24 protein-coding genes and 1 tRNA gene are annotated in these 24,539 nt (G+C 47.3%); 12 read left to right on the forward strand and 13 right to left on the reverse strand.

The genetic code is table 11. The features are described from left to right. The 5 genes from ENI34_02480 to ENI34_02500 are packed head-to-tail and all read right to left on the reverse strand — an operon-like array spanning window position 1 to window position 4,926. Window positions 1-1,128 carry an ABC transporter permease gene (locus tag ENI34_02480; GenBank protein ID HEC77993.1) on the reverse strand — a complete coding sequence of 376 codons (1,128 nt, stop codon included), beginning with the start codon at window positions 1,126-1,128 and terminating at the stop codon, window positions 1-3. Then, the gene (locus ENI34_02485; GenBank protein HEC77994.1) at window positions 1,128-2,243 is read right to left on the reverse strand and encodes an ABC transporter permease; all 1,116 of its coding nucleotides are present in this window, start codon (window positions 2,241-2,243) and stop codon (window positions 1,128-1,130) included. The genes ENI34_02480 and ENI34_02485 overlap by 1 nt, the downstream gene beginning before the upstream one ends. Further along, on the reverse strand, window positions 2,240-3,157 hold the full coding sequence (locus tag ENI34_02490) for an ABC transporter ATP-binding protein (GenBank protein ID HEC77995.1): 918 nt from the start codon (window positions 3,155-3,157) through the stop codon (window positions 2,240-2,242). Before ENI34_02490 ends, ENI34_02485 begins: the two co-directional genes overlap by 4 nt. Beyond that, window positions 3,144-4,067, reverse strand: coding sequence for an ABC transporter ATP-binding protein (locus ENI34_02495; protein HEC77996.1), 924 nt, complete (start codon window positions 4,065-4,067; stop codon window positions 3,144-3,146). The genes ENI34_02490 and ENI34_02495 overlap by 14 nt, the downstream gene beginning before the upstream one ends. Then, window positions 4,054-4,926, reverse strand: coding sequence for an efflux RND transporter periplasmic adaptor subunit (locus tag ENI34_02500; GenBank protein HEC77997.1), 873 nt, complete (start codon window positions 4,924-4,926; stop codon window positions 4,054-4,056). Before ENI34_02500 ends, ENI34_02495 begins: the two co-directional genes overlap by 14 nt. A 233-nt stretch (window positions 4,927-5,159) precedes the next feature. Between ENI34_02500 and ENI34_02505 the strand changes: the two genes are divergently transcribed. From ENI34_02505 to ENI34_02520, 4 genes are all read left to right on the forward strand, one after another. After that, window positions 5,160-5,375, forward strand: a complete 216-nt coding sequence (locus ENI34_02505; protein ID HEC77998.1) for a cold-shock protein — start codon at window positions 5,160-5,162, stop codon at window positions 5,373-5,375. 99 nt (window positions 5,376-5,474) lie between these two features. Continuing rightward, window positions 5,475-6,407, forward strand: a complete 933-nt coding sequence (locus tag ENI34_02510; protein HEC77999.1) for a hypothetical protein — start codon at window positions 5,475-5,477, stop codon at window positions 6,405-6,407. A gap of 57 nt (window positions 6,408-6,464) precedes the next feature. Continuing rightward, entirely contained in the window at window positions 6,465-8,519 is a 2,055-nt protein-coding gene (locus tag ENI34_02515) for a PDZ domain-containing protein (GenBank protein HEC78000.1), read from the forward strand. Between the two features lie 22 nt (window positions 8,520-8,541). Continuing rightward, window positions 8,542-9,315, forward strand: a complete 774-nt coding sequence (locus ENI34_02520; GenBank protein ID HEC78001.1) for a hypothetical protein — start codon at window positions 8,542-8,544, stop codon at window positions 9,313-9,315. A gap of 30 nt (window positions 9,316-9,345) precedes the next feature. On the opposite strand, the gene ENI34_02525 is transcribed toward ENI34_02520, so the two are convergent. Continuing rightward, window positions 9,346-10,134 (reverse strand): ABC transporter permease, encoded by a 789-nt coding sequence (locus tag ENI34_02525; GenBank protein ID HEC78002.1) that lies wholly within the window; start codon window positions 10,132-10,134, stop codon window positions 9,346-9,348. 2 nt (window positions 10,135-10,136) lie between these two features. Continuing rightward, on the reverse strand, window positions 10,137-10,760 hold the full coding sequence (locus ENI34_02530; protein ID HEC78003.1) for an ATP-binding cassette domain-containing protein: 624 nt from the start codon (window positions 10,758-10,760) through the stop codon (window positions 10,137-10,139). Window positions 10,761-10,935: 175 nt separating this feature from the next. Here ENI34_02530 and ENI34_02535 point away from each other — a divergent pair, with 175 nt between their 5' ends. Beyond that, on the forward strand, window positions 10,936-12,336 hold the full coding sequence (locus tag ENI34_02535) for an aminotransferase class V-fold PLP-dependent enzyme (GenBank protein ID HEC78004.1): 1,401 nt from the start codon (window positions 10,936-10,938) through the stop codon (window positions 12,334-12,336). Between the two features lie 3 nt (window positions 12,337-12,339). On the opposite strand, the gene ENI34_02540 is transcribed toward ENI34_02535, so the two are convergent. Together ENI34_02540 and ENI34_02545 are read right to left on the reverse strand one after the other, a co-directional pair. Next, window positions 12,340-14,373 carry a TRAP transporter permease gene (locus tag ENI34_02540; protein HEC78005.1) on the reverse strand — a complete coding sequence of 678 codons (2,034 nt, stop codon included), beginning with the start codon at window positions 14,371-14,373 and terminating at the stop codon, window positions 12,340-12,342. 7 nt (window positions 14,374-14,380) lie between these two features. Then, complete coding sequence (locus ENI34_02545; protein ID HEC78006.1) at window positions 14,381-15,382, reverse strand: TAXI family TRAP transporter solute-binding subunit; 1,002 nt, start codon at window positions 15,380-15,382, stop codon at window positions 14,381-14,383. Between the two features lie 136 nt (window positions 15,383-15,518). On the opposite strand from ENI34_02545, the gene ENI34_02550 reads away from it, so the two are divergent. The 6 genes from ENI34_02550 (at window position 15,519) to ENI34_02575 (ending at window position 19,887) form a co-directional block, all read left to right on the forward strand. Then, window positions 15,519-16,250 carry an rRNA pseudouridine synthase gene (locus ENI34_02550; protein HEC78007.1) on the forward strand — a complete coding sequence of 244 codons (732 nt, stop codon included), beginning with the start codon at window positions 15,519-15,521 and terminating at the stop codon, window positions 16,248-16,250. Between the two features lie 159 nt (window positions 16,251-16,409). Further along, entirely contained in the window at window positions 16,410-17,645 is a 1,236-nt protein-coding gene (locus ENI34_02555) for a hypothetical protein (protein ID HEC78008.1), read from the forward strand. Window positions 17,646-17,693: 48 nt separating this feature from the next. After that, window positions 17,694-18,659 (forward strand): T9SS type A sorting domain-containing protein, encoded by a 966-nt coding sequence (locus ENI34_02560; protein HEC78009.1) that lies wholly within the window; start codon window positions 17,694-17,696, stop codon window positions 18,657-18,659. A gap of 84 nt (window positions 18,660-18,743) precedes the next feature. After that, a complete protein-coding gene (locus ENI34_02565; protein HEC78010.1) occupies window positions 18,744-19,355 on the forward strand; it encodes a phosphoribosylglycinamide formyltransferase in 612 nt (203 codons plus the stop codon). 20 nt (window positions 19,356-19,375) lie between these two features. Next, window positions 19,376-19,449: transfer RNA gene (locus tag ENI34_02570), tRNA-Val, on the forward strand. 93 nt (window positions 19,450-19,542) lie between these two features. Further along, a complete protein-coding gene (locus ENI34_02575; protein ID HEC78011.1) occupies window positions 19,543-19,887 on the forward strand; it encodes a VOC family protein in 345 nt (114 codons plus the stop codon). Window positions 19,888-19,987: 100 nt separating this feature from the next. Here the strand turns inward: ENI34_02575 and ENI34_02580 are convergent, their stop codons facing one another. Both ENI34_02580 and ENI34_02585 read right to left on the reverse strand, forming a co-directional pair. After that, window positions 19,988-20,854 (reverse strand): T9SS type A sorting domain-containing protein, encoded by an 867-nt coding sequence (locus ENI34_02580; GenBank protein HEC78012.1) that lies wholly within the window; start codon window positions 20,852-20,854, stop codon window positions 19,988-19,990. A gap of 156 nt (window positions 20,855-21,010) precedes the next feature. Beyond that, window positions 21,011-22,243: a hypothetical protein gene (locus ENI34_02585; protein HEC78013.1), complete on the reverse strand. Its 1,233-nt coding sequence runs from the start codon at window positions 22,241-22,243 to the stop codon at window positions 21,011-21,013. 521 nt (window positions 22,244-22,764) lie between these two features. Between ENI34_02585 and ENI34_02590 the strand changes: the two genes are divergently transcribed. Beyond that, window positions 22,765-22,932, forward strand: a complete 168-nt coding sequence (locus tag ENI34_02590) for a T9SS type A sorting domain-containing protein (GenBank protein ID HEC78014.1) — start codon at window positions 22,765-22,767, stop codon at window positions 22,930-22,932. A gap of 65 nt (window positions 22,933-22,997) precedes the next feature. On the opposite strand, the gene ENI34_02595 is transcribed toward ENI34_02590, so the two are convergent. Both ENI34_02595 and ENI34_02600 read right to left on the reverse strand, forming a co-directional pair. Next, the gene (locus ENI34_02595) at window positions 22,998-23,390 is read right to left on the reverse strand and encodes a hypothetical protein (GenBank protein HEC78015.1); all 393 of its coding nucleotides are present in this window, start codon (window positions 23,388-23,390) and stop codon (window positions 22,998-23,000) included. Between the two features lie 74 nt (window positions 23,391-23,464). Then, window positions 23,465-24,508, reverse strand: coding sequence for a low-specificity L-threonine aldolase (locus tag ENI34_02600; GenBank protein ID HEC78016.1), 1,044 nt, complete (start codon window positions 24,506-24,508; stop codon window positions 23,465-23,467). Between the last annotated feature and the right edge of the window lie 31 nt (window positions 24,509-24,539).

The following is a 24,539-nucleotide window of genomic DNA, read 5'->3' on the forward strand; positions in this document are numbered from 1 at the left end:
TTATTCGATTCTCTTCTGAAGTCGTAAAGAACTGAATACAAGGAAGAAGATTCCGAATACCGCAAGTATCATTATTTCTTTATAAATATCGATGATACCGGCGTTCTTCAAGAGAATGCCGCGTACGATAATGAGGAAGTAGGTCATTGGATTGACATATGCTATCCAGCGGACAAGGGTTGGAATACTTGAGATGGGGAAGAAGAGACCTGAGAGGAGGAACGTCGGCATCATCACCGGAAACACCGTGAGCATCGCCTGCATCTGGGTTCTGGAGACCGATGCGGCGAACAGCCCGAAGCCGAGTGTCGTGAAGAGGAATATTATCGAGGTGAAGAAGAGAAGCAGTAGATTCCCGCGGATGTAGATGTGAAAAAGGAATTTTGCGACGGATAATATCAGCACCACTTCGATGAATCCTACAAAGACAAAGGGGATTGTTTTACCGAGAATGAATTCCCATCGTTTCAGCGGTGAAACGAGTACCTGCTCAAGCGTTCCCAGTTCCCTCTCCCTGGAGATCGCCATCGCGGTTAAAAGCGATGTAATGATGAAAAGAATCATACAGATGATTCCGGGAACCATGTAATGAGAGCTCTTCAGTTCTTCATTATACCATATTCTTACACTGGGGGTGATCTTCGGCAGGGACATGGATTGTATCTGCATTAAATTCCGTTCTTCAACGATCTTGAGTGAGAATGTCCTGATTATTTCGAGGATATAATTTTTTATTATCGTCGCGGAGTTGGCGTCTGAACCGTCGCCGATGATCATAAGAGAAGCGGTGGTATTGCGGGCGATCTTTTTCGAAAAATCGGATGGAATTATGATAACGACCTTTGCTTTACCAGTTTTAAGGAACTCTTCGGGTTCAGAGATTGACGTTTGCTCTGGAGAGACTTCAGAGAAGTAATTGGAGGTGAAAAATGAACTGCTTAAAGCACGACTTATGGAAGTGCGGTCGTTGTCGAAGATGACGAGGGTGACATTTTTAATATCGGTCGTGGCTACATAACCGAAGATAATCAACTGGATGATCGGGGATATAACCAGGATGAAGAGCATACGTTTATCTCTGATGGTCTGGATGAGTTCTTTCTTTATCAGGGTGGCGATTATCTGCATCAGGAAATCCTCTTTTTGAACCTTATGATGCTGATACCGAGGAAGAAAGAGGCGAATAAGAACATAGCAAGGAAGTCGCTCCACAGGGTGGTGATGCCGGAGTCTTTGAGAAAGACCCCCCGAATTACATTGAGAAAGTATTTTGCCGGGACCAGATAAGAAAGTCCTCTGAGGATGAAGGGCATACTGCTGATCGGAAAGATGAATCCGGAAAGGAGGAATGCGGGCAGCACCGAGGTGAGGAAGGCGAGCATGGTTGCAATCTGCTGGCTTTTGGCGATGAGTGAGAGAAAGAGTCCCAGGCCGAGCGCTCCGAGGAGGAAGAGGATCGACGCTGTGTAGTATAGAATGATACTGCCTTTGAACGGAACATTGAAGACCATTATCCCGGTCAGAAGCACGAGCGTGGTTTGAAGCAGCCCGATTACAAGATAAGGGAAGAGTTTGCCGAATATCAATTCATGGGCTTTTATTGGCGTGTAGAAGAGCTGTTCCATAGTGCGCCTGTCCCATTCCCGGGCGATGGTCGAAGAGGTGATGAGGGTTCCGATGATCATCAGGATCACGGCGATCAACCCCGGCACCACGAAGTTCTGACTCCGCAGTGAAGGGTTATAAAGAAATTTTATTCGGCAGTCGATCGGCATGCCGGCGTTGAAAGAATACCGTTCAGTGATTATTTTTTGTCGGTAATACTGTGAAGCACCCAGAATATAGCCGAGAAAGACACGTGCCGTGTTGCTGTCGCCGCCGTCGATGATGAGCTGAAATTCAGCCTCTTCACCGCGCGATATCTTTTTGCTGAATCCTTTCGGGATGATGATGACCGCCTTGACCACACCCTGTTTAAGCAAATTCGAACAGGTGGTTCGGGATGAATTCGTTGTGTAGTCGATCTCAAAAGAGCCGCTCGCTTCGAGGGTGTGAAGGAATTCACGGCTTTCTCTTGAGCGGTCGAAATCCACAAAGAGGAGTCGGATGTTTTTTACGTTGAAGCTGACCGTGTAGCCGAAGAGCAGGAGGAGAAGAACAGGCCAGATGATTGCGAAATAGAGCATCCGCGCATCGCGCAGGATGTGAATGATTTCTTTTGTTATGATCGCGGTGATTCTCATAGCTGTTGTTCCATTACCGAGAGGAAGACGTCTTCAAGGGTCGGAGTGATTGCCGTGAAGCGGGTGACCTTCACATTCAGATTCTTCAGTCTCTGTTTCAATTCCGCGGCGTTACTGTCATCTTTCAAGAAGATGTGGAGTGACGAGCCGAATGGAATAATCCGTTCGGCGGCGGACTGTTCAGCCGCCTTTTTGATAAGCGGCAGAGGGGTTCCCTGGACGAGCAGCACTTTTTCTTTTATCCCCTTTTTGAGTTCGGCTGGTTTGCCGAGGGCTCTGATTTTACCCCGTTGAATAAGAGCGACACGTTCACAATGCTCGGCTTCATCCATATAGTGGGTTGTGATGAATATGGTTACGCCCTGTTCGTTTTTAAGCCGATAGATCAAATTCCAGAAACGACGGCGTGATATCGGATCAGTTCCGGCAGTGGGCTCGTCAAGGAATAATATTGAAGGGGAATGCATAAGTGCACAGACCAGGGCAAGGCGCTGTCTCTGTCCCGGTGGAAGTCGGTTTGTAATGGTGTTTTCAAAACCCCCCAACTCTGCGAATTCAAGAGCCCATCTCTTTTTTCTTTTCTTCTCAGAAAGTGATATACGATAGATCCCAGCGAAGAAGTCGATGTTTTCACCTGCGGTCAAATCCCTGTAGAGGGAGAATTTCTGGGACATATAACCGATATGCTGTTTTATCTTTTCGTTCTCTTTAATTACGTCAAAACCCGCGACCCTGCCGAAGCCCGACGTCGGTTTAAGAACCCCGCACAACATCCTGATGGTGGTCGTTTTACCGGCGCCGTTGGGCCCGAGAAAACCGAATATTTCGCCTTTGTCGACGTCGAAACTTACGTTGTTCACTGCGATAAATCCGTTGAAGACTTTCTTCAAATTATCGATCTCAATGATCTTCATATTCCCGTTTTATCACGGAGACGAAGACATCTTCAAAGTTCGTCCCGATACGTTTGACCTGCACCTTCCAGGTTTTCTCTTTAAAAAATTGCTGCAACTTTTTGCCGACAGGGTCTTTAGTTATAAGGTGGAGGGTGTCTCCGACCGGATAGAGATCGAGTATCTGCAGTTGTTCGGGGAAGATGTCGATCTTCATCTTTAAAATATCCGGCCCTCTGAGTTCAAATATGTGATAGGGATAACGTTCTTTTATTCTCAGGGGGTCGTCAAAGAGGAGCAATTCACCTTCATAGAGAAAACCTACTTTTGAACAGCGCTCCGCTTCATCCATGTAAGGTGTCGAGATGATGATCGTTGCACCGTCGTCGATGAGTTCATAGAAGAAATCCCATAGTTCTCTTCGTGATATGGGATCGATGCCGGTGGTGGGTTCATCGAGTAGAAGTAATGGTGGTGTATGGAGAAGGGAACAGATGAGGGCGAGTTTCTTCTGCATGCCTCCGGAAAGATTTTCGGCACGCCGTTTTCGAAACGGCTTCAGGTTCATGATTTGAAGCAGCTTTTCTTTCCGTCTGGTACTCTCTTCATCGCCGACCCCGTACATCTTTGCGAAAAAATTCAGGTTTTCTTCCACTGTCAAATCGTGGTATAAAGAAAACTCCTGGGGTACGACTCCGATCTTCTTTTTCACCGCCTCGGGATTCGCCACAACGTCGACTGCGCAACATTCGATTGTGCCCTGATCAGGTGTGAGAACACCGGCGAGGAGTCTTAAAAGGGTGGTCTTACCGGCGCCGTCCGGTCCTATCAGACCGAAGAGTTCTCTTTTTTCGATCGAGAGGTTCAGATTTTTTATCGCCGATTTTTTATTGAATCGTTTATGAAGCCCGACGACTTCAACGATGTGCATTTTCTAAGATCTCGGCATCGGCAGGCATCCCCGGTAACAATTTCTGCTCAGGATTGGGAATCGTAATCTTAACTGCGAAGACGAGGTCTGCCCGCTCCTCCTTTGTCTGGATGTTTTTCGGTGTGAACTCCGCTTCCCTGGATATCCAGGTGACCCTGCCTTTGTATACTTCGTCGGGGTATGCATCCACATGGACTTCAGCCTCTGACCCCAGTGATATTTTACCGATTTCAGTCTCCGGCAGATAGATTTTCAACCAGGCACGATTTAAATCGCCGATGCGGAATATCCTCGCTCCGACGAAGACCGCTTCTCCTTCTTCAAAATTCCGCGCGAGTACGACGCCGGAGATAGGGCTTGTAATAAAGGCGTTTTCAAGCTGGGTCTTGATCAGTTCCAGGTCGGCTGATACCCCTTCGATATTCTCTTTTGCCTTTTCTTCATTCATCTTCAGAAGTCGGTATTGAAGTTCATAATTCTCCAATTCCTTCTTCGCGACATTGCCGACGGCGTAGAGTTCACGAATTCTTTCCAGGTCTTTTTTGAAATCTTCTTTTTTCAATCTGATCTCTTCTAAGGACAACTTCGCGGCATTTAGACCGGTGAGTGCCTTTCGCTGTCGGGTGAGCAGTTCACGGTGTTCGATGACGCCGAGCGTATCTCCTTTTTCAACGAGATCTCCTTCTGCAGCAGTCAACTTTTCTATCCTGCCGTTGATCCTGGCGGAGATGTCGACTTCTTCCACTTCGATCATACCGGAGCCGGTTATCGCTGTTTTTCTTTCTCCGGTGAAGAGCAGGACCAGTACGGCTGCGATGATTATCAAGATGACGACTATGAGAAAAATTTGTTTTTTCATATCACTCCTCTAAGGACAGAAAGATTGTTATTTCCTGAAACTGCTGTGATTATACACGAGGTTATTTATGCTGTCAACAGGTTTATCACGAATTCCGACGGCATACCACGAGCAATGACACTTGACAGAATAAATAATCTGGGTAGAATATCATTAAGCTGGACCGTAAGTTGGAGGATTTGTAGTATTATACATATCCTTAAAACTTCAGTAATGGCTTGAAAGGAGGTTATGTGCCAACCTACGGAAACGTGAAATGGTTCGACAGTAAAAAGGGTTTTGGTTTCATCGCGAAAGAAGACGGCAGTGGTGATGTATTCGTCCATTTTACCGATATAGTTGGAGAAGGATATCGCACCCTCCATGAAGGTGAGAGGGTTAAGTTTGAGATTACACAATCTCCGAAAGGAGAGAAAGCCACCCAGGTTGAACGTGTCGAACGAGAATAATGTACACGTCCGGTGTAACAGAGAAGCCCCTTAATCGGGGCTTCTCTGTTTTTGCAAATAATTATTGACTTCTTTCTCATCTTATGTAATATGTATGTAATGGCGACTCATCTGGAGAATATAGAAGATATACTTTCTTTTATCGCGAAAGACACCTCTGCTGAAACGATGCTTGATGCACTTTACAAAAAGATTCGATTTCTCGTGGAGCGCTACATCGTTCTCCGCGATGCTGAAAACTTCACCGCCTATTTCAAATTTTTACTTTCGACCGACAAACTGCCCAAGGAGTTGGTTTTCAACAATAAATTGATCCAGGCGTTCATCAATCGTACATATGCCGATTCCAAGGAGGAGATACAGAATTTCCGGGGGGACATTCTGTATCGGTATTTAAGCAAAAGTCTTGTAAAGGGGGCGGAAATCAAAGCCGGTGCCTTAGATGAGTTGGAGAATATCATCAAAAGAGAAAAAGCGCCGTCCCTGGAAATTTTAAAAGAACGTGTCCGCATCGCGATGATTTTAAAATGGCTTCAAGGACCCCTTGAGACCCAGCTGTCCGGCGGCTTGCGGGATTACATTACATTTCTGGCGACGATCTATGGACAGTATAAGACAGACCGGGTGTATAATGTTGATTGGCAGCCTTATGACATCTCCGATGAAGATATGGCGGTACTCAACAGCGAATATGCGGTCTTTGAACTCTCTTTGATGGAAGCGATCAAACTCATCAGGGAAGCAAGAGCCAGAAAGCCGCGTTCGAACAATTACAAAGACCAGTTCCGTATCGTTCTGATAAGCCTTGATAATCTCGTCAGACTGGCCAAGAAAGGGGAACTGGATTCACCCCATGCCTTTCGCGATAAGATGATCGTCGCCACGACCCTCATCTATATCCAGGATGAATTTGTCGAGAAGGACCCGGAATTGAAAAAATTGATTCAACTCTTTGTTTCTCTGTATTATCAGTTCCGGGATAAACATTACACCTCTGTTGAAAAGAAACGGGTGGGGATAAAAGAGTCCTGATCAGTGAAGATAAAAATTCTGAGGATAATAACCGGTTTAGGCCGAAGGGAGAGTTGTATGAGAGAAGGATTTTATTTTGGCGGGGTCGTTTTTTTCTTAATTCATTTACTCTTGTTCTTTCCGACAGCATCCGCCGAAAGTGTCCCCGCTGGTCCGGCATTAGAATTTACGGATGATGAGAACGCCGCTGAAATCGCGGTTGCAAAGATAAAGCCGGCGTTGGTGAGACTCCATGTGGTGACGGTTTACGATGATCAGGGGCGTGAAGTGAAGTACGAGTCGGTCGGGAGCGGAGTGATTATTACAGAAGAAGGACATATCATCACAAACCACCATGTGGCGGGCAGGGCGAAGCGGATAGTGTGTACGCTCGCAAATAAAGAGGAGATTGAAGCCGAATTGGTCGGGACCGACCCCCTGGCGGACATTTCCGTGGTCAAACTGCTGCCGAACAAAAAAAGAAAATTTCCGTTTGCACAATTCGGCGACTCGGATGAGTTGAAAGTAGGGGACAGGGTGTTTGCCATGGGTAGTCCCCTGGCACTTTCCCAGTCCGTGACCTCGGGTATCGTGAGTAATACAGAATTGGTGATTCCCGAGGTATTCTGGCCGTTCAGATTCACCCTCGAAGGAGAAGACGTCGGTTCTCTGGTGAGATGGATCGGACACGATGCAGCGATCTATCCGGGAAACTCGGGCGGTCCTCTTGTGAATGCCGAGGGAGATATCGTCGGGATAAATGAAATCAGTCTGGGTATAGGCGGTGCCATACCCGGCAATCTGGCGAAGAAGATTGCTTCTGAGTTGATTGCTCATGGAAGAGTCCGGCGCAGCTGGTTCGGTTTTGAGGTTCAGCCGCTTTTAAAACACGGTAATCAGAAAGAAGGGATTTTGATCAGCGGTGTCATCGACGGTTCACCGGCGCAGGATGCCGGTTTTTCACCGGGTGACGTGCTTGTCAGATTCAAGGGAAAAGATATCTGCGTTCGTTTTGCAGAGGAACTTCCGATGTTCAATCAACTCCTTATGGATTGCCCGATAGGAGAGCCGGTGGAAGCCGTCGTCATACGCAACGGTGCAGAGATAACTTTACATGTCACCCCGCGGGAACGGGAATATGTGTTGCCGAAGACAGTGGAGCTCAAGAAATGGGGGATTACTGTACGGGATGTCTCTCTTTTTATCGCCAAGGAACTCAAAAGGGATAATCAGGACGGCGTGCTCGTCACCTCGGTGCGGCCGGGCGGGCCCTGTGGTGAAGCGAAACCGGCTGTTATCCAGGGTGATATAATCGTCAGGGTCAATGACCGCTCGATTAGAAATGTAAAGGAACTGGTTGAGTTGACCGAGAAGATCACTGATATAACCCCCATGCTGGTGACCTTTGAACGGAAGGATGAACGCCATCTTACTGTTGTCGAGGTGGGCATCAAAGAGGTCGAGGCACAGGGTGAAGAGTTGAGAAAGGCATGGCTCGGTGTGGCGATACAGGTGTTGACAAAGGATATCGCCAGGTCACTCGGCATTGAGGGTTGTAAAGGCGTACGAATTACCCAGGTTTTTAAGAAGACACCTGCTGAACGTGCGGGGATCAAGGTGGGAGATATAATTGTGGCGGTTGACGGCGATTCTGTGTCCGCCACCAATCCTGCGGATATCGATGTCTTTCCGGTTATGATACGAAGGCACAAGATCGGTTCCCGGGTTGTACTTACAGTATTACGTGATGATAAAAAATTTGATTTGACCGTGGAACTCGGAAAGTCACCTGTTCCGCCGAATGAGGTGAAACGCTACCGCGACACGAATTTTGAACTGGTGGTGCGGGATATCGCTTTTATGGACCGCGTGGAACAGAAATGGGACGACAAAATGAAAGGGGTGCTGGTGGATGAGGTGAGCAGTGGAGGCTGGGCAGCACTCGCCCACTTAGCAGTGGGTGATCTGATCGTTATGATGGATAATAAGACCGTCGCCGACGTCGAATCGTTCAGACGGATTATGTCTGAAGTCAAAGAGAAGAAGTCGAGGAGCGTGGTGCTGCAGGTCATACGCGGCATCCACAGTTTCTTTATTGAAATAGAACCCAATTGGGAGCAGGGAAACAGGTAGGGCACCAGGACTGGAGGTTGAGATGAATGAAGATTACAAGGAAAGTATAGAGTTTATGAGAATATGGTTCTTTATATTCTTCATCGCAATAAATTTTATCCACGCCGATGAAGCAGCCGAAGCAGCCCGGAAGATCGTTGAGGAACGACAGGATGCGGTTGTGATGATAAAGGTCGTTCTGGAGATGCATGACTATGAAAACAAGGCAGAGGTTCTGGGCACGATTATTGATCCTTCTGGTTTGGTTATATTATCATTGTCGAGTATCGATCCATCCGCTATGACCTTTGGTCTGGACAGTAAGACGAAGATAAAATCGGTTAAACTGCTTCTCTCCGACGGTACCGAGGTGCCGGCCAAGATCGTGCTGCGCGACAGGGATCTGGATATCGCCTTCCTCAGGCCGACGGAGAAGATCGAAGGTAAAATAGACTGGATCGACCTTAAGGAGAACTGCCGACCCGATATGATGGAACAGGTTGTTCTTATATCACGTCTGGGAAGTGTTGCCGGTTACACTCCCTATGCTTCGATATGCCGTATTCAGGCGATCGTCGAAAAACCGAGGATGCTTTTTGTGCCGGGCTTCAGCGGAATATTTGGTGGATTGGGAATCCCCGCCTTCAATTTGAGCGGCGAGTCGGTCGGGATACTTCTGTTGAAGGTCACCAACCCCACCCAACTTGATATGGGCGGTATCGGAGGTGGAATACAGAGTATGGGTATGCTGCCGGTTATCCTTCCTGCAGAAGAGATTATTGATGCGGCGAGCCATGTTCCTGAGTCAGGAGATTAGAAGATATAGAAGAGGGGAAGAAGAGCCGATCTATGTATCGAACAGTTCTTTCTTGAGCAGACCGTATCCGTCAAAACAGGTCTTTGTGGTGAGTAAAATAGTCAGATTGATCGCGATGGTCGTGGAGACGAAGATTGCGATCATTATGGCGATCTGGTATTTGATGGCAAGCAGCGGAGAGAGTCCTCCCAGAATCTGACCGGTCATCATTCCGGGTAAGAAGACGATACCCATCGTCGCCATTGTGGCGATTGTCGGTTGTAGAGCGGCGCTCAAACTGTTTCTCAAGTAAGGTAACAGGGCTTCCATGACCGTGGCACCGACCGAAAGTCTGTATAGATACCGCTGTTCATCCCGTCTTATGCTTTTATAGAAATCGGTTATCCCGATGATGTTTCCTCTTAATGAATTTCCCAGAAGCATGCCGCCGACGACCACAAAGAATCTTGCATCAAGGATATTTTTCAGATTCAGAACAAAGGTCGTGAAATAGAGGATAACGGCGAAGGTGGCGATGAGGAATGAAATACAGGTGGGTAAAAAGAATATCTTGAATTTCAATTTTACTTTCCTGGTTACATTGAATGTCGCGACGACGATCATGACGACAAGCCAGAGGATGTTCACAATGGAGGAATTGAGGAGAAAGAGGTATTTCAAGAAGATCCCGATGAGTACGAGTTGAATCGCCATCCTCGCGACGGAAATCAGGGTGGTTTTGATTATACCCAGTTTGGTGATGATGCTTATGACAAAGGGTATTATGAGGAGGAGGGAGCACAGAAATAATGAAAAATTCGAGATGTCGGGTGTCTGCATTTTCAATCTCCGATCTTTATAATCTTCAAACCGGGTTGATTGAGCCAGTGTCGGTCATGGGCGATGGCGAGGACTGTCCAGTTTTTGTTTCCGATGAAGTATTCTATAACCTTTTTTTTAAGTTCGTTGTCCAGTGCAGAGGTCGCTTCATCAAGGAGGAAGATATCCCGGTTGAGGAGGACCGCGATGATGAGCGCTATCCTCTGTTTTTCGCCGCCGGACAACTTCTCGTAATCGTCGTCGAGAATATCTTTTTTTAATCTGAAAAAGAAGAGCAGTTCTTTCAACCGTTCTTTATCAAAAGGCACATCGATGTTTGTTTTATATGAAAAAATATTCCGAATCAGATTGAAGACATTACCACCGCCGATATCCAGGTCCTGGCTGACATAGGCGATCTTTTTTCTGAGTTCCCAGACTGTCTTTTCATTAAGCGGTTTTCCCAGAAAGTATATCGAACCCTTCTGAATTTTTTCAAAACCGAGCAGCAGTCTGAATATAGTCGTCTTACCGATGCCTGATTTACCGTAGATGAGCAGCTTGTCGCCTTTTGCAACGTCGAAGTTCAGATTCTTGATGATTGTATTGTTGTTGAAAGTGACTTCAAGATTCTCGAATCTAATCATAGATATTTTCTTTCCTCGTGATTTCAGTTAAGTATACGGGTGATCGTGCCCTTGTCAAGGTGATAGCCTGACATCTCACATCCCTTGACTTTTCAGTGGAATTCAGTGGGATTCATTATTATTTTATATAAGTACAGCTTGACTGTTTTTGTAAGATAGATATAATAATCCCTATATGAAACTGAATGAATTACAAAAACAGGTTGTTGGACTGGATGCAGAAGTTATTTTGCTCGACGGTTCAAAAAGAAGATATGTAAACTTTGACAACGCAGCCAGTACGCCGCCGCTGTTGCCCGTGCAGCAGAAGGTTAATGAATTCTGCAGATGGTATTCGAATGTTCATCGAGGCACGGGTTTCAAGTCGCAGATATCCTCGTGGGTGTTCGAAGAGGGCCGCCGAATGATAGCCGACTTTGTCAAGGCGGACGAAAAATCGAGTGTGATTTTCTGCAAAAACACCACCGAGGCGATAAATAAACTCGCCAGCCGGTTCTGCTGTCCGGCGGCAGGTGAAGAAAAGCCGGTCATCCTGACGACAATCATGGAACATCATTCCAATGAGCTGCCCTGGCGCAGGGTCGGAAAGGTCGTCCATATCGCTTTGAATCCCGACGGAACGATCAACACCGCTGATTTTGATGAAAAATTGAAGAAATACGGGGGGCAGGTGCAACTGCTGGCTGTGAACGGCGCATCCAATGTTACGGGATATATCAATCCGATACATGAATTCGCCCGAAAGGTACATGAAGTCGGAGCTCAGATCGCGGTCGACGCCGCTCAACTTGCACCCCATCGGCCCATTGACGTCAAACCGAGTGACAGTCCTGAACATCTCGATTATCTTGCATTTGCAGCGCACAAGATGTACGCTCCTTTCGGCATCGGAGTACTGGTGACCGCAAAGAATCTTTTTGAGATTCGTGATCCTGAATATGTGGGCGGAGGCACTGTTGATGTGGTTAGTCTGGAGAGCGCCTACTGGAAAGATCTGCCGGAACGCGAAGAAGCCGGCACCCCGGATATCGTCGGTGTGATCGCACTTGCTGAAGTGATAAAACTGATTGAAGAAGTCGGTTTTCAGGAGATCATCGCGCACGAGGCTGAACTTACGGCGTATGCACTTAAAAAACTTAATGCAATGCCCGAGATAATTATCTACGGCGATAAAAACCCCGAGAATGCAGCCCAAAGGCTCGGGGTGATTTCATTTAATGTGAAGGGTGTTCATCATGCCCTTGTCGCTGCGATCCTGAGTTATGAAGGCGGTATCGGAGTACGTAACGGATGTTTCTGTTCTCAACCCTATGTGAACCATTTACTCAATATCAGTTCTGAAGAGCAGGAGGAGAACAAGGCGAGAATTCTTGCACGCGACCGTTCAAAGGTACCTGGAACGGTTCGCATCAGCTTCGGTATGTACAACACCAAAGAAGAGATTGATTATTTCTGTGACGTCCTTAATATGATTATCAAACAGCAGTATAAAGGAAAGTATGTGATGAACAAGGAACGGGGTGAGTATTATCCCGAAGGATTCAAACTCGATTTCTCCACTTATTTTCAGTTTTAGTCTTTATTTTTTGAGCCTTGTTTTCTGGGCGAAAAAGACCGCTCCGTAGATTAAAAAAGCGAATCCATACATAAAATAACGCAGTTCGTAATTCAACCCGAATAACCGGGTTATAACAGCAGGGTAGAAAAAGAGTGTTGAGGCAGCGAGCAAGAACGGAATTTCATACCATCGGTTTTTGGTGAGAAACCATCCCTGAACCGCGTTGGAAAAGGCGAAGGCGCCGAAGACCGCCATCGCGAAAATCAAGAATCCCTGGAAAAAGTTATTTATTCCGAAGAGCACCAATTCTGAATTGAAGATGAACATAAACGGAATAACAGCGGTTCTCAGATCATAACTGAATCCTTTTATTCCCGTGGGAATGGGGTCGGATTTTGCGATCGCCGCCGCGCTGTACGCCGCAAGCCCCACAGGCGGGGTGTCGTCGGCGAGAATTCCGAAATAGAAACAGAACAGATGTGCGGCGATCGCCGGGATATAGCCGATCCCGGCTTTCTGGCTCAAGGTCATAATGACGGGGACCGTGATCGACGCCATCACGATATAGGTGGCGGTGGTCGGTAATCCCATTCCGATGATCAGACTGGCTACGGCGGTAATCAGAAGGAGCAGGAATATATTACCGGCGGAGATGATTTCCACGATCTGCACGATGAGACTGCCTATGCCCATTGTGACGATGCCGACGACGATCCCGGCGCATGCCGTCGCCAGGGCGACGGTGAGCATATTGCGTGAGCCGGCGATGAAACCGTTCCCGATTGTTTTTATCGACGTGATTATTCCATATATTACACTTTTTTTGTTCTTCAACGCCCGGGTTGTTTCACGGATAAAGATGATCACCATCAGAACGACGATTGCATTGAATGCGGCGAGTTTCGGAGTATGGCGCAGAACCATCAGTTCGTAAATCAACATAAAGAGGGGAATCAGATAATAGAAACCGTTCTTCAATACCGTGGTGAAATCAGGTATATCGGATTCAGGAAGTCCTTTCATACCGAGTTTTGACGCCTCAAGGTGGGTGAGATAGAAGAGGGCGAAGTATGATACAAAGGCGGGGATTGCAGCCGCCTTGACTACATCGAGATAAGGAATACTCAGGTATTCGGCGATGATGAATGCGGCGGCACCCATTATCGGCGGCATCAGTTGTCCGTTTGTGCTCGCAGCCACTTCGGTCGCCGCTGCGACTTTCGCCGGATAACCGACCTTCTTCATAAGGGGAATCGTGAATGTTCCGGTTGTGACGACGTTGGCGATACTCGAACCCGAGACAAGGCCGGTAAGACCGCTCGCCACCACAGCGGCTTTCGCCGGACCGCCTTTGAATCTGCCGAGCAGGGATATTGCGAGGTCATTGAAGAAGTGGACTGCACCGGCACGCTCGAGCATCGCGCCCAAGAGCACGAACAGAAAAACGGTGTTCGCCGAGACATCAAGGGGAATACCATAGATGCCTTCGGTTGAAAGCGCCACCTGACTCAGATATTTTTCTAAGGATACTCCGCGCAGGGCAAAGACCGACGGCAGATAAGGACCGACAAAAGAGTAGATCGTAAAGAGGATTGCGATGAGGACGAGGGGTATGCCGATGGCACGGCGTGATGCCTCAAAGACGATGATTATCAGGAGAATACTCATTACAATGTCGCGGACCCCCGGTATTCCCGCGCGCATCGATATACCGGTCCAGTCCAGTACAATATAGAGGACGGTAAAGCAAGCGACCACTGCCAGGAGATAATCCAGCAGCGGGATGTATTTTTTTGAATTCAAGAATTTGATTTCACCCCTTCTTTTTAAGAGAGGGATCGTAAGGAAAACAAGCATTACGGCGAAGGCAAGGTGGACGGCCCTTATCGTGATGCTGTCAAGGATGATGAAACGGGGGAGGGCGAGCTGGAAGAGCGCCCAGCCGATCGAGAGCGCAGCGATTACGATCCTGTCGCTCTTTTTGTCGGTTCTGAGTTTACCGGTTTCTTCTTCGAGAATCTCTTTTGCTAACTCGAGTTTGCTGGTTCGGCGCATCCTCTGTCTATTCAATAATCAGTTCCGGTGCGATGTATCTGTCCAGGCCGACCTCTTTATAGTATTTTAATGCACCTTTATGAATGGGTGCGGAGAGCCCCTGCAGCATATTTTCTTTGGTCAGGATTTTATATGCCGGATGGAGCGATTTGAATTCCTCGAAATTTTCAAATACTACCTTGGTGATTGCATATACGAGGTCCTCATCGACTGCGCTGGAGGTGATGAAGGTCGCCTTGACGCCGATCGTTTCGATATCGTCGGTGTTCAGGGCGCGGGGATAGAATTCATGGGGGATCACCGCCCTGGCGTAATATGAATATTTTTCAAGCAGTTCGTCTATCGCCTTGCCGGTGATCGGCACGATGTAGACCTTGATCCGACCTGATGTCGCTTCTTTTATGTTGCCGTTGGGATGGCCCACCGTATAGAAAAAACCGTCAAGTCGTTCATCCTGCAACAGCCCCGGTGCCTCGACCGCCTTTACGTATTCCGCAAGGATGTCTTTTTCCGTAAGTCCCGCCGCGGCAATGATATCCTTTGAATTCTGGAGTTGTCCTGAACCGGGATTTCCAAGATTTATCCGTTTTCCTTTTAAATCGGCGATTGTCTTTATCCGGCTTTTCTCCGATACCACCAGGGTGATCGGTTCAGGATGGATTGAAAAGATCGAACGCAGTTCTTTCTGGGGACCTGATTCAGACCATTCTGCCAGGCCGTTGTATGCCTGGTACTGCCGGTCTGATTGGGCGATTCCGAATTCCATATCGCCTTTTATGACCGCGTTGATGTTGAAGACCGAACCGCTCGTTGACTCGACGGTTGCTTTGATCTTGAATTCATCAACTCTTTTGTTGAGCATTCTGCTGATCGCGCCTCCTGTGGGGTAATATAAGCCGGTCACGCCGCCGGTGCCGATTGTTACAAAAGTGAGTTTTTCAGAACCACAGCCGTTTATCGAAACGGCGGTGAAGATGAAAAGTATAGTTAAAAAAAATATTTTTTTCATAATTTCACCTCCGTGAAGTTTTTATACCCATTTTTTATTTTATCCACATCACCGTTGATGTCAATAATCGCTTATTCTGTTGATTGATATTGACTGAATCGATAATTGATATAAAATAGCTAAGGAGTTATGGAAGATGGCACAGGAGCGTTTGCAGAAGATTCTCGCCCGTGCAGGTGTTTGTTCACGACGCAGGGCTGAAGAATTGATACTTGCAGGTCGGGTTACAGTCAACGGCAGGGTGATTAAGAAACTCGGTACAAAGGCGGATGCGGCGAAGGATTTCGTCAAGGTGGACGGGAAGTTGATCCACGGCGCACCGTCGAAGCAGTATTATATGGCGTATAAACCAATGAAGATGCTGACGACCCTCGCCGACCCGAAGGGGCGTCCCACAGTGGCTGATTTATTGGCGATGAACAGGATTCGGGTGCGTGTTTTTCCGGTGGGACGGCTCGATTGGGACGCCGAAGGTTTACTTCTCTTCACCAATGACGGCGAGCTTGCAAATAAGATTATGCATCCCCGCAGCCATCTGCCCAAGACCTATCTCGTTAAGGTTAAGGGAAAGCCTGATGAGCAGGTTCTTCGACAGATACGCACAGGTGTCAGGATCGCTCCGCGTACTACGACTTTACCTGCTCGGGTTGATATAGAGCGCAGGACAAGATCCAATACCTGGCTGGTGCTTACATTGATTGAAGGGCGTCAGAATCAGATAAAGAGGATGTTTGAGCGGCTGCACCATCCGGTTTTGCGCATCAAACGGTCGGCAATAGGACCGTTGAAGTTGAAAGGGCTGAAACCCGGTGGTCTTCGGGCACTGAGCCGGCGCGAAATCGAACAGCTCAAGAGTTCACTTGAATAGGCATATATAAAGATTACTTTAAACTCAACTCTTGACATATATGTATATATAATTATAATATAACATAAGATTTAAGTCTTTCGAGGGTTGATTGAGCCGTTTTGTGTTCAAGATTAAAAGCTCCTTTTTGACACAGAACGGTCTACGGAAGGAGGAGATATGAGAAAGACCCTTGTTATACTCTTTCTTATCGGATTAAGCAGTCTGGCTGCTGCTGCCTGGGAGTCCATCGGACCTGAAGGGGGATATATACGTTCATTAGTGGTCTCAAGTAGTGACGCCAATTTGATTTATGGAGCGACATACTATTCTCCGTGTAAAATCGTAAAATCGACCGACGGCGGTGAAACCTGGAACCAGGTGGGTTCTTACGGAAATACGAACTACTGTATGGCGATTGACCCGAATAACGACAATAATCTGTACGCCGGTACTTATTATTATGTATACAGATCAACCGACGGCGGTGTTTCGTGGAGCAGCAGTACGACCAATGGTGTCTATGTCTACGGTCTCGCCGTGAATCCCGCGAATTCATCAATCATTTACGGTGCAGGAAGGAGATACGTCAGCACAGGTAATTATGCGATGGCATTTTTGAAGAGTACAAACAGCGGAGTGAGCTGGACTACTACAGATATTGTCAGCGGCGGTTATTGTTATGGATGGTGTGTTGCTGTTGATCCTTCTTCTCCGAATACTGTTTATGTGGGAGGTTCCAGTTATTCAGGGACATATACACCAAAGGTATTCAAATCGACCGACGGTGGTTCCACCTTTACCGAGGTGTTCAGCGGCAGTGCCGGTTACTACGTCTATTCAGTGGCGGTTCATCCCGGCAATTCAAATATCGTCTACGTCGGGACTTATCTGGATGGAATATACCGTACAACCAACGGTGGTTCGACCTGGAGTAAGGTTCACACGGGTAATTACAACTACCGCATGGCGACAACTCCGGCGGATCCTGATCTGGTGTTCAGCAGCGGTTATTATTATGTCTACAGAAGCACCAATGCCGGTGCAAGCTGGAGTACGGTGACGTCCGGATTACCGACAGGCGGTACTTATTACGGACTGGCGATAAATGCAATGAACGCCTCAGAGGTCTATCTCGGCGAGAGATCGGGTGTTTTCAAGAGTACCAATACGGGAAATTCCTGGTATGAATCGAATAACGGGCTGCTCCTCGCCGACATCATCGCACTCAGAGCCGCTCCATCTCAGCCGTCCACGGTCTATATCACCTTTGAAGACGTCGGGGTTTATAAGACAACAAACAATGGTTCAGAATGGAACAAACTGCCGAGTTTTTCAAGCTGCGGTGATATGAATGATTTCTGGATTCACAACGCAGACCCCAATACCGTCATTGCAATCGAAGGGCTTGGCTGAGGCACTGCCCAGGCTTATAAAAGCACAGACGGCGGGTCCGTCTGGTCAATGAGTGATTCAGGTTATTATAATACCGGCTATGCATTAGCCGGTGATCCTAACAACAATTCAATCTGCTGGAGCAGCGGTGATTACTACACCGGCAGCGCGTATGTAATGGCTGTTTCCAAGACGACGAACAGCGGGACGAGCTGGATAAGGTATAATCTGGGCTCCACTTCGGGTGCGACATATACGGTGGCGGTTGATCCGTTGAACTCGAACGTCGTTTATGCCGGAGGATATGAAAGCAGTGCACCGGCTGTATACAAGACGACGAACAACGGTGCGAACTGGAGTAAGTTGCCGGCGACCGGTTTATCAGGTTATGTTTACAGTCTGGCGGTCGATCCGGTGAATACGGATGTTCTTTACGCCGGGACACTCAACGGTGTTTATAAATCGACGAACGGAGGATCCACCTGGTCAAGCACAGGATTCAGCGGCGGCAGGACCAATGCGCTCGTCATCGACCCGGATGATAATGCTACTATCTACGCCGGTACTTCCAGTAATGGTGTTTATGTAAGTACAAACAGCGGCGCCAGTTGGTCACAGATGAATGAAGGGCTCGGAACATTTGATATCGAATGTCTGGATATTAATCCGGGAATGTATCTCTTTGCAGGAACCAATGGTAAGAGTATGTACCGCTGGTCTTTGTTGGTAGGTACAGAAGAGGTGGACAACGACCTGAATGGAAATTTCGGTCTTTCCGCAACACCCAATCCAATGAGACAGAGAACCGTATTTCAGTATACTCTGTCAGAAGAGAGCAGGGTGAAGTTATCTGTCTATGATGTGCAGGGAAGATTGGTCAAAAATCTCGTCGATGAAATTCAGCAGGCCGGAGTTCATCAACTTTACTGGAACGGACGGGATGACAGGAATGTGCGTGTTCCAGCCGGTGTCTATTTCTGTAAGTTTGCTACCGACAATTCGATTTCCTTGAAAAAACTTATCATCTTAAAATAACAGAAACAAGGCTGCTTCCTGCTTTTCAATACAAAAAAAACGGAAGCAGCCTTGACTTTATCCGTAAACTGATTAAAATAGATCATGAAGAATATCGCTGTTTTAGTCTCCGGCAGAGGGACCAATCTTCAGGCGATCATCGATAATATTGAGAACGGTACATTGAAGGCGTCGCTTGTTTGTGTGATCAGTGATAATAAGGACGCCCCGGCATTGGAACGGGCGAGAAAACATAATATCGAAGCCCTCTATATCGACCCCGGTCCGAAGAAAACGTGGCTCATTCCTGAGGTGGAGCAGAAGTATGTGGAGGCGTTGAAAGAACGGAAGGTTGACCTTGTCTGTCTTGCAGGATTTATGAGAATATTGAAGAAACCGTTTCTTGAGGCGTTCGCCGGCAGGATTTTGAATATCCATCCGGCACTCTTACCCTCTTTCCCCGGACTTGATGTTCAGCGTAAGGCGCTCGAGTACGGTGTGAAATTTTCCGGCTGCACGGTTCACTTTGTGGATGATACTGTGGACGGTGGTCCGATCATAACTCAGGCGGTTGTCCCGGTGCTTGATGATGATACACCGGAAACACTCGCCGCCCGCATTTTGAAAGAAGAACACCGGATTTACACTGAGGCGATAAATCTTGTGCTTTCCGGTAAGTACAAAATCATCGGAAGAAGGGTGGTAAAGAGCGGTTGATGAGTTTCGCCGGTCTTTTCGGGCGGTTAGCTCAGTTGGTTAGAGCGTCGGTCTCACATACCGAAGGTCATGCGTTCAAATCGCATACCGCCCAGTAAATTCAAGGGCTAAGTTTTTTGAAAACAGACGACGGACAAAGAGGGGTAACTGCCCGTCGCTGCAGACAGTGGGTTAAAAAGGAGGTATTATGCACGGTATCTGTCATATTGAAATTCCCACAACCGATCCGCAGAAGTCAAAGGAGTTCTACAGTAAGATTTTTGACTGGAAGATGAACCAGGAAATGGGGGAGTATATAACCTTTTCCACTCCGGACAACGACGGCGGTGGTTTTACGACCGACAGCAAACCGGTTAAAGACGGTGTGGTGCTTTACATCAAGGTCGAGGATATAAACAAGAAGCTTGCAGAGATCAAAGGAGCCGGCGGCCAGGTGGTCAAAGAGAAGACAGGTATTTCCGAGGAGTACGGATATTACGCACTCTTTACCGACCCCTGCGGCAACATCATGGGACTCTGGAGTAAACAATAGTTTAAGGAGAGAGGTTCTTGTGTTTTTCTGATTCAGAGAATTATAGAAGAAGATGCGGCTTCCTGAAGATTATCTTCAGAAAGCCGCATTATTTATTATACTACTTTATAAGAACTAATTTCTGGATATAAGATGTATTGCCGAGTGTGAGACGGGCAAAGTAGATTCCGGCACTCTGTTTTCGTCCTTCGTTGTTTTCTCCATTCCACTGGATCTTGTGGATACCAGGGGATTGGGTCGTTCTGACAAGTTCCTTGATAAGTCTGCCCTGAATATCATAGATGGATAATGTGACGACTCTCTCTCTGGAGAGTTGATAGGTTATCGTAGCGCGGCCCTGTGCAGGGTTGGGCATTATATAGAAGAGTTCTTTTGATATTCTGTTTTCCTGTTTTTCGTCGGCACCCACCTGAATCGACCAGCGATGGATTCCGCCGTTCTGTGTTCCGGCATAGAGATAGGTGGACTGACTGACACCGAGACAATTGATCTCGAGGTCAGTAAGGCCTTCGTTTATCTGGGTCCATGATGAACCGCCGTCAGTACTCCAGTACACGCCGTTGCTTTCAGTCCCGGCATAGACACCTTCATATATCGCTGAACCTCTGTTCACAATGACCGCATTCGTCTGTCCGCCGGGACAGGCGGTGCTTGACCAGGTGTTGCCTCCGTCGGTTGATTTGTAGCAATTGATGCTCGTTCCGGCATAGATGATATTGGTGTTGTCAGGGTCGATCGCCAGAGAGTAGACGGTTGTGCCGGACAGACCGGTACAGGGCAGTTTTGACCAAGAATTACCGCCGTTGGTTGTTTTATAGATCGCCACACTGCTGCTTTCGTCACCGCCGGCATAGACGATATTTGAATTTGTCGGGTCGATGGCTACGGCATTGGTGATTCCTGAACCGGTGGCAAGGTCATAGCGTATCCAGGTGGCACCGCTGTTAGTGGTTTTGGAAACGGCCATTATATAGATGGTGCCGGTGTAGTGATCACCGCCGCTCCAGTAGATTGAAGGATTATTCGGATCGGCGACTAAATCACCACCCGTGTTGTAATAACCAGGATCGGTTAGTGACCAGACGGACCCGCCGTCTGTGCTTTTATAAGCTTGAGCAGTACCTCAGCCGAGCCCTTCGATCGCCATCACATAATCAGGGTCATTGTACTTGATTGCAATGGCACACATATCACCGCAGCTTGAAAAGGAAGGGCAGAGGTTCCATTCGGTTCCGCAATCGGTTGTTTTATAAACTCCGATATCTTCCACCTGACAATATACGGTTGTGGGATTTGAAGGTGCCGCGGTTGCCGCGACGACCGGTAAGCCGAGTTCAATACCGTCACTGCTTAAAAACCAGTTTGAAGCACTGTTTGTGGTTTTAAATACTCCTGCCCGGTTGGCGACAAAGACCATGGCTGAATTAGTCGGGTTTACAGTAAGACCGTAGTTATAACTGCCGCAGAGTCCGTCTTCCTCGGCAGTCCATGAGAGCCCTGCATTTGTACTGCGCCGAAAGTATGCATAGCCTGAACAATAGACATAATTAGGATCCGCTGGTGAGGTGGCGAGGCGGTAATTGTAGTTGTAGGTGGATACTTTGCTCCAGGTAGAGCCGCCGTCGGTCGAACGGTATATTCCATCGTAATAGGTACAGGCGTATACGACATTGGAGTTTGTCGGATGGACCGCAACATCATAGACGTAGTAACCCACGGTGTTTGAATAGACCTGGCTGAAGGTCGCACCGCCGTCAGTGGATTTGAATATCTTGGGCTCGTAAGTGCTCGTGTAACCCGCACCGCCGCAGTAGATGATATCAGGATTACTGGGGTCGACACCCACTCCATAGCCGTAACAATATCCGCCGCTCACCAGATCGAGTGTAGTCCAGGAAGCGCCGGCGTCCGTGCTTTTCAGGAAGGTCATTGCATAATTACCCGTACTGATATATTTTCTGCCGCAGCCGTAGATGATATTGGGGTTTGTCGGATGTGCTTCGAGGTCATAGATATAGGTGTTCGTGATGCCGGATGACGGAGTCCAGGTCACGCCGCCGTTGGTTGATCTATATACGTAATAATAATAAGCGGCATAGAGTACACCGGTGGAGCTGATCGTCATACAGTAGTTATAGCTGTTGAAAGAACCGACCTCATTCCAGGAGAATCCCGCGTCTGTGGATTTGAAAACTCTGGTCGGGCTGGAATATGATGTGGCATAGAGGGTATTATTGTCGACGGGCGATATTACGATAGAACGCATATAGCCACCGCATGGTCCGATTGTCTCCCAACCTGCATTGAGCAGACCGCACATTCCGATAAGAGTCAAGACTACCAGAAGTTTTTGCATAGATCTCCTCCTTTTTCAGCCGTCAAGTTCGTCTCCAAGAACCATAATGGTTCCCGATTACTTACAGGGTATTTTCACTACCCTCAGACTTAAGTATTATGTTATTGTATACAATTATATATATAATTAATTAATTGTCAAGAAATAATTAATCTGACTCCTCTCCACTTTTTTCTTTTTTATTTAAAGATCCTTCTTCTCCGTCATTCCTTCGTTACACTCAGGACGACGTCTGAGCTTGTCTTCTTTCTCTGTCATTCTGAGTGAAACGAAGAATCTTTATCAGTCATTAGTCATTGAGATTCTTCAGTCGTCTGCTTGGGGCAGACTCCTTCAGAATGACAAAAGAGCGGACAGAGGGATGATAAAAAAGTGGAGAGGACCCAGATAATTAATGGAATGATATTACAAGAATTTAAAAAATCTTGACAACACGAAAAATTTTGTTATTATTAACAGTAAGAACGGTAAGGGTTGAAAAATTATAGAAAAAGGGAGGCTAAAATGATGTACATCGCGAGATGCTTTATTGCCGTTGGCATTATTACAACTGCACTATGCGAGAAAATCTACTTCCTGGTTATTATCAAGAAAGAATAGATACAAAGGATCTTCCCAGTGGTATCTATTTTGTTGTACTTAGACAGGATAATGACAAGGTTAGTAAGAAATTTTTGCTTGTGAAATAACTCCGATATTCTAACTCGATGTCAGGTACTTGTTTCGTCCCTCAGAATAATCTGGTGCAAAAAGCTCAGTCTTTCTGTTCCGCCTTCTCTTTTATTTTTTGAATTGCGGCGATTGCGGCTTCTTTTGTGTCATATATGTTCGCAGTCATCTTAGCCTTCATTGAAGTTGTTCTGACGGTCATACGTGCCCAGTCATTTGTTCCCCAGCGTGCAAAACCGAGGAGATAATGGCCTACATTGGCGCGTGCTCTTTCACCGTAATATTCCGCGATCTGCGCCCTGACAAGCAGGCCGTCGATATGTGAAACCATATAGACTTTTTTACCGAGTTTTTCAAAGAATTTTCTGTATTTTTCAAAGAAATCGTCTACATCCTCACGGGTCTTGATTTCTCCTTCATCGTCGGTAAAGACAATATTGAGTTTTGGGTCATATTCAAATTTTACTTCTCCAGGCATTCTTATATCCTCCCTTTCCTGTAAATAAATATCAAGCGACTGGTATTACTATTTTATCTAAAAAATTTACTTTGTCAAACATTTTGCGCCATTACTTCTTTTAAGGCGTTGAGTGCGCTGTCGATGTGCTCCGGAAGGATCCCGTAGTGGGTGACCATCCGGAAACGAAATGCACCGGTGCGTAAAAATTTGATGCCCTTTTCATTCAGCCTGGTCACCAGGGCATCGGGGTTCAATCTTTTATCGATGAGGTCAAAATAGACGATGTTGGTCTTTATCCGGTCGATCTCAATGGACAGACCCGGTATCTTTGCGATTCCTTCAGCCAGGCGTCGGGCGTTTATATGGTCTTCTTCAAGACGTTCCCTCATCTTTTTTATGGCGAGTATGCCCGGTGCGGCGATGATGCCCGCCTGGCGCATACCTCCGCCCACAATCTTTCGGGTACGGCGTGCTTCAGCAATGAATTCTTTTGAACCGCAGAGCATTGAGCCTATCGGCGCGGCAAGCCCTTTGGAAAGACAGAAAGAGACGGAATCGACATTGCGGGTGAATTCCGTGGGTTCCTTTTTCAGGGCGACGGCGGCATTGAAGATTCTCGCTCCATCGAGATGGATGCGGAGTTTATGCCGACGTGCGAGTTCGGCTACTGAGTTTGTATATTCAGGTGTCAGAGGGGCGCCGTAACAGGAGTTATGCGTATTCTCCAGGCAGATAAGGCGGGTGCGCGGCCAGTGTTCATTTTTGCCGCGGATTGCACCTTCAATATCTTCCAATCTTAATGTGCCGTCGGGTTGATTCGGGATTATATGGGGATGTATTCCACCGAGCGCGGCCATTCCTCCTGCTTCATTACGGAAGATATGGGCTTCATTGCCGAGGATCACCTCTTCACCGCGGGCGCAATGGGTGAGCACCGCGACGAGATTTGCCATTGTTCCGCTCGCCACGAGCAGAGCGGCCTCTTTACCCATAAGTTCGGCAGACAGTTCTTCAAGTTTGTTTACTGTCGGGTCTTCATGAAATACATCATCACCCAGCACCGCATTGAACATAGCCTGACGCATATCATCGGTCGGCAGGGTGACGGTATCACTTCTCAGATCTATGATCTTCATTCTTCGACTCCTTATTTAATTATATTAAGAT

It is taken from the genome of candidate division WOR-3 bacterium, assembly GCA_011052815.1.
In the GTDB taxonomy this organism is placed as follows: Bacteria; Hydrothermota; Tepidihabitantia; order SM23-42; family SM23-42; genus DRIG01.

Coding starts and splice junctions, on each gene's coding strand:
- ENI34_02545 (HEC78006.1), bottom strand. CDS start 15,382: ATGAAAAAAATATTTTTTTTAACTATACTTTTCATCTTCACCGCCGTT.
- ENI34_02495 (HEC77996.1), bottom strand. CDS start 4,067: ATGCACATCGTTGAAGTCGTCGGGCTTCATAAACGATTCAATAAAAAA.
- ENI34_02600 (HEC78016.1), bottom strand. CDS start 24,508: ATGAAGATCATAGATCTGAGAAGTGATACCGTCACCCTGCCGACCGAT.
- ENI34_02515 (HEC78000.1), top strand. CDS start 6,465: ATGAGAGAAGGATTTTATTTTGGCGGGGTCGTTTTTTTCTTAATTCAT.
- ENI34_02485 (HEC77994.1), bottom strand. CDS start 2,243: ATGAGAATCACCGCGATCATAACAAAAGAAATCATTCACATCCTGCGC.
- ENI34_02490 (HEC77995.1), bottom strand. CDS start 3,157: ATGAAGATCATTGAGATCGATAATTTGAAGAAAGTCTTCAACGGATTT.
- ENI34_02590 (HEC78014.1), top strand. CDS start 22,765: ATGCTTTATTGCCGTTGGCATTATTACAACTGCACTATGCGAGAAAAT.
- ENI34_02530 (HEC78003.1), bottom strand. CDS start 10,760: ATGATTAGATTCGAGAATCTTGAAGTCACTTTCAACAACAATACAATC.
- ENI34_02525 (HEC78002.1), bottom strand. CDS start 10,134: ATGCAGACACCCGACATCTCGAATTTTTCATTATTTCTGTGCTCCCTC.
- ENI34_02550 (HEC78007.1), top strand. CDS start 15,519: ATGGCACAGGAGCGTTTGCAGAAGATTCTCGCCCGTGCAGGTGTTTGT.
- ENI34_02520 (HEC78001.1), top strand. CDS start 8,542: ATGAATGAAGATTACAAGGAAAGTATAGAGTTTATGAGAATATGGTTC.
- ENI34_02480 (HEC77993.1), bottom strand. CDS start 1,128: ATGCAGATAATCGCCACCCTGATAAAGAAAGAACTCATCCAGACCATC.
- ENI34_02595 (HEC78015.1), bottom strand. CDS start 23,390: ATGCCTGGAGAAGTAAAATTTGAATATGACCCAAAACTCAATATTGTC.
- ENI34_02535 (HEC78004.1), top strand. CDS start 10,936: ATGAAACTGAATGAATTACAAAAACAGGTTGTTGGACTGGATGCAGAA.
- ENI34_02510 (HEC77999.1), top strand. CDS start 5,475: ATGGCGACTCATCTGGAGAATATAGAAGATATACTTTCTTTTATCGCG.
- ENI34_02555 (HEC78008.1), top strand. CDS start 16,410: ATGAGAAAGACCCTTGTTATACTCTTTCTTATCGGATTAAGCAGTCTG.
- ENI34_02575 (HEC78011.1), top strand. CDS start 19,543: ATGCACGGTATCTGTCATATTGAAATTCCCACAACCGATCCGCAGAAG.
- ENI34_02565 (HEC78010.1), top strand. CDS start 18,744: ATGAAGAATATCGCTGTTTTAGTCTCCGGCAGAGGGACCAATCTTCAG.
- ENI34_02560 (HEC78009.1), top strand. CDS start 17,694: ATGAGTGATTCAGGTTATTATAATACCGGCTATGCATTAGCCGGTGAT.
- ENI34_02540 (HEC78005.1), bottom strand. CDS start 14,373: ATGCGCCGAACCAGCAAACTCGAGTTAGCAAAAGAGATTCTCGAAGAA.
- ENI34_02580 (HEC78012.1), bottom strand. CDS start 20,854: ATGGCCGTTTCCAAAACCACTAACAGCGGTGCCACCTGGATACGCTAT.
- ENI34_02585 (HEC78013.1), bottom strand. CDS start 22,243: ATGCAAAAACTTCTGGTAGTCTTGACTCTTATCGGAATGTGCGGTCTG.
- ENI34_02500 (HEC77997.1), bottom strand. CDS start 4,926: ATGAAAAAACAAATTTTTCTCATAGTCGTCATCTTGATAATCATCGCA.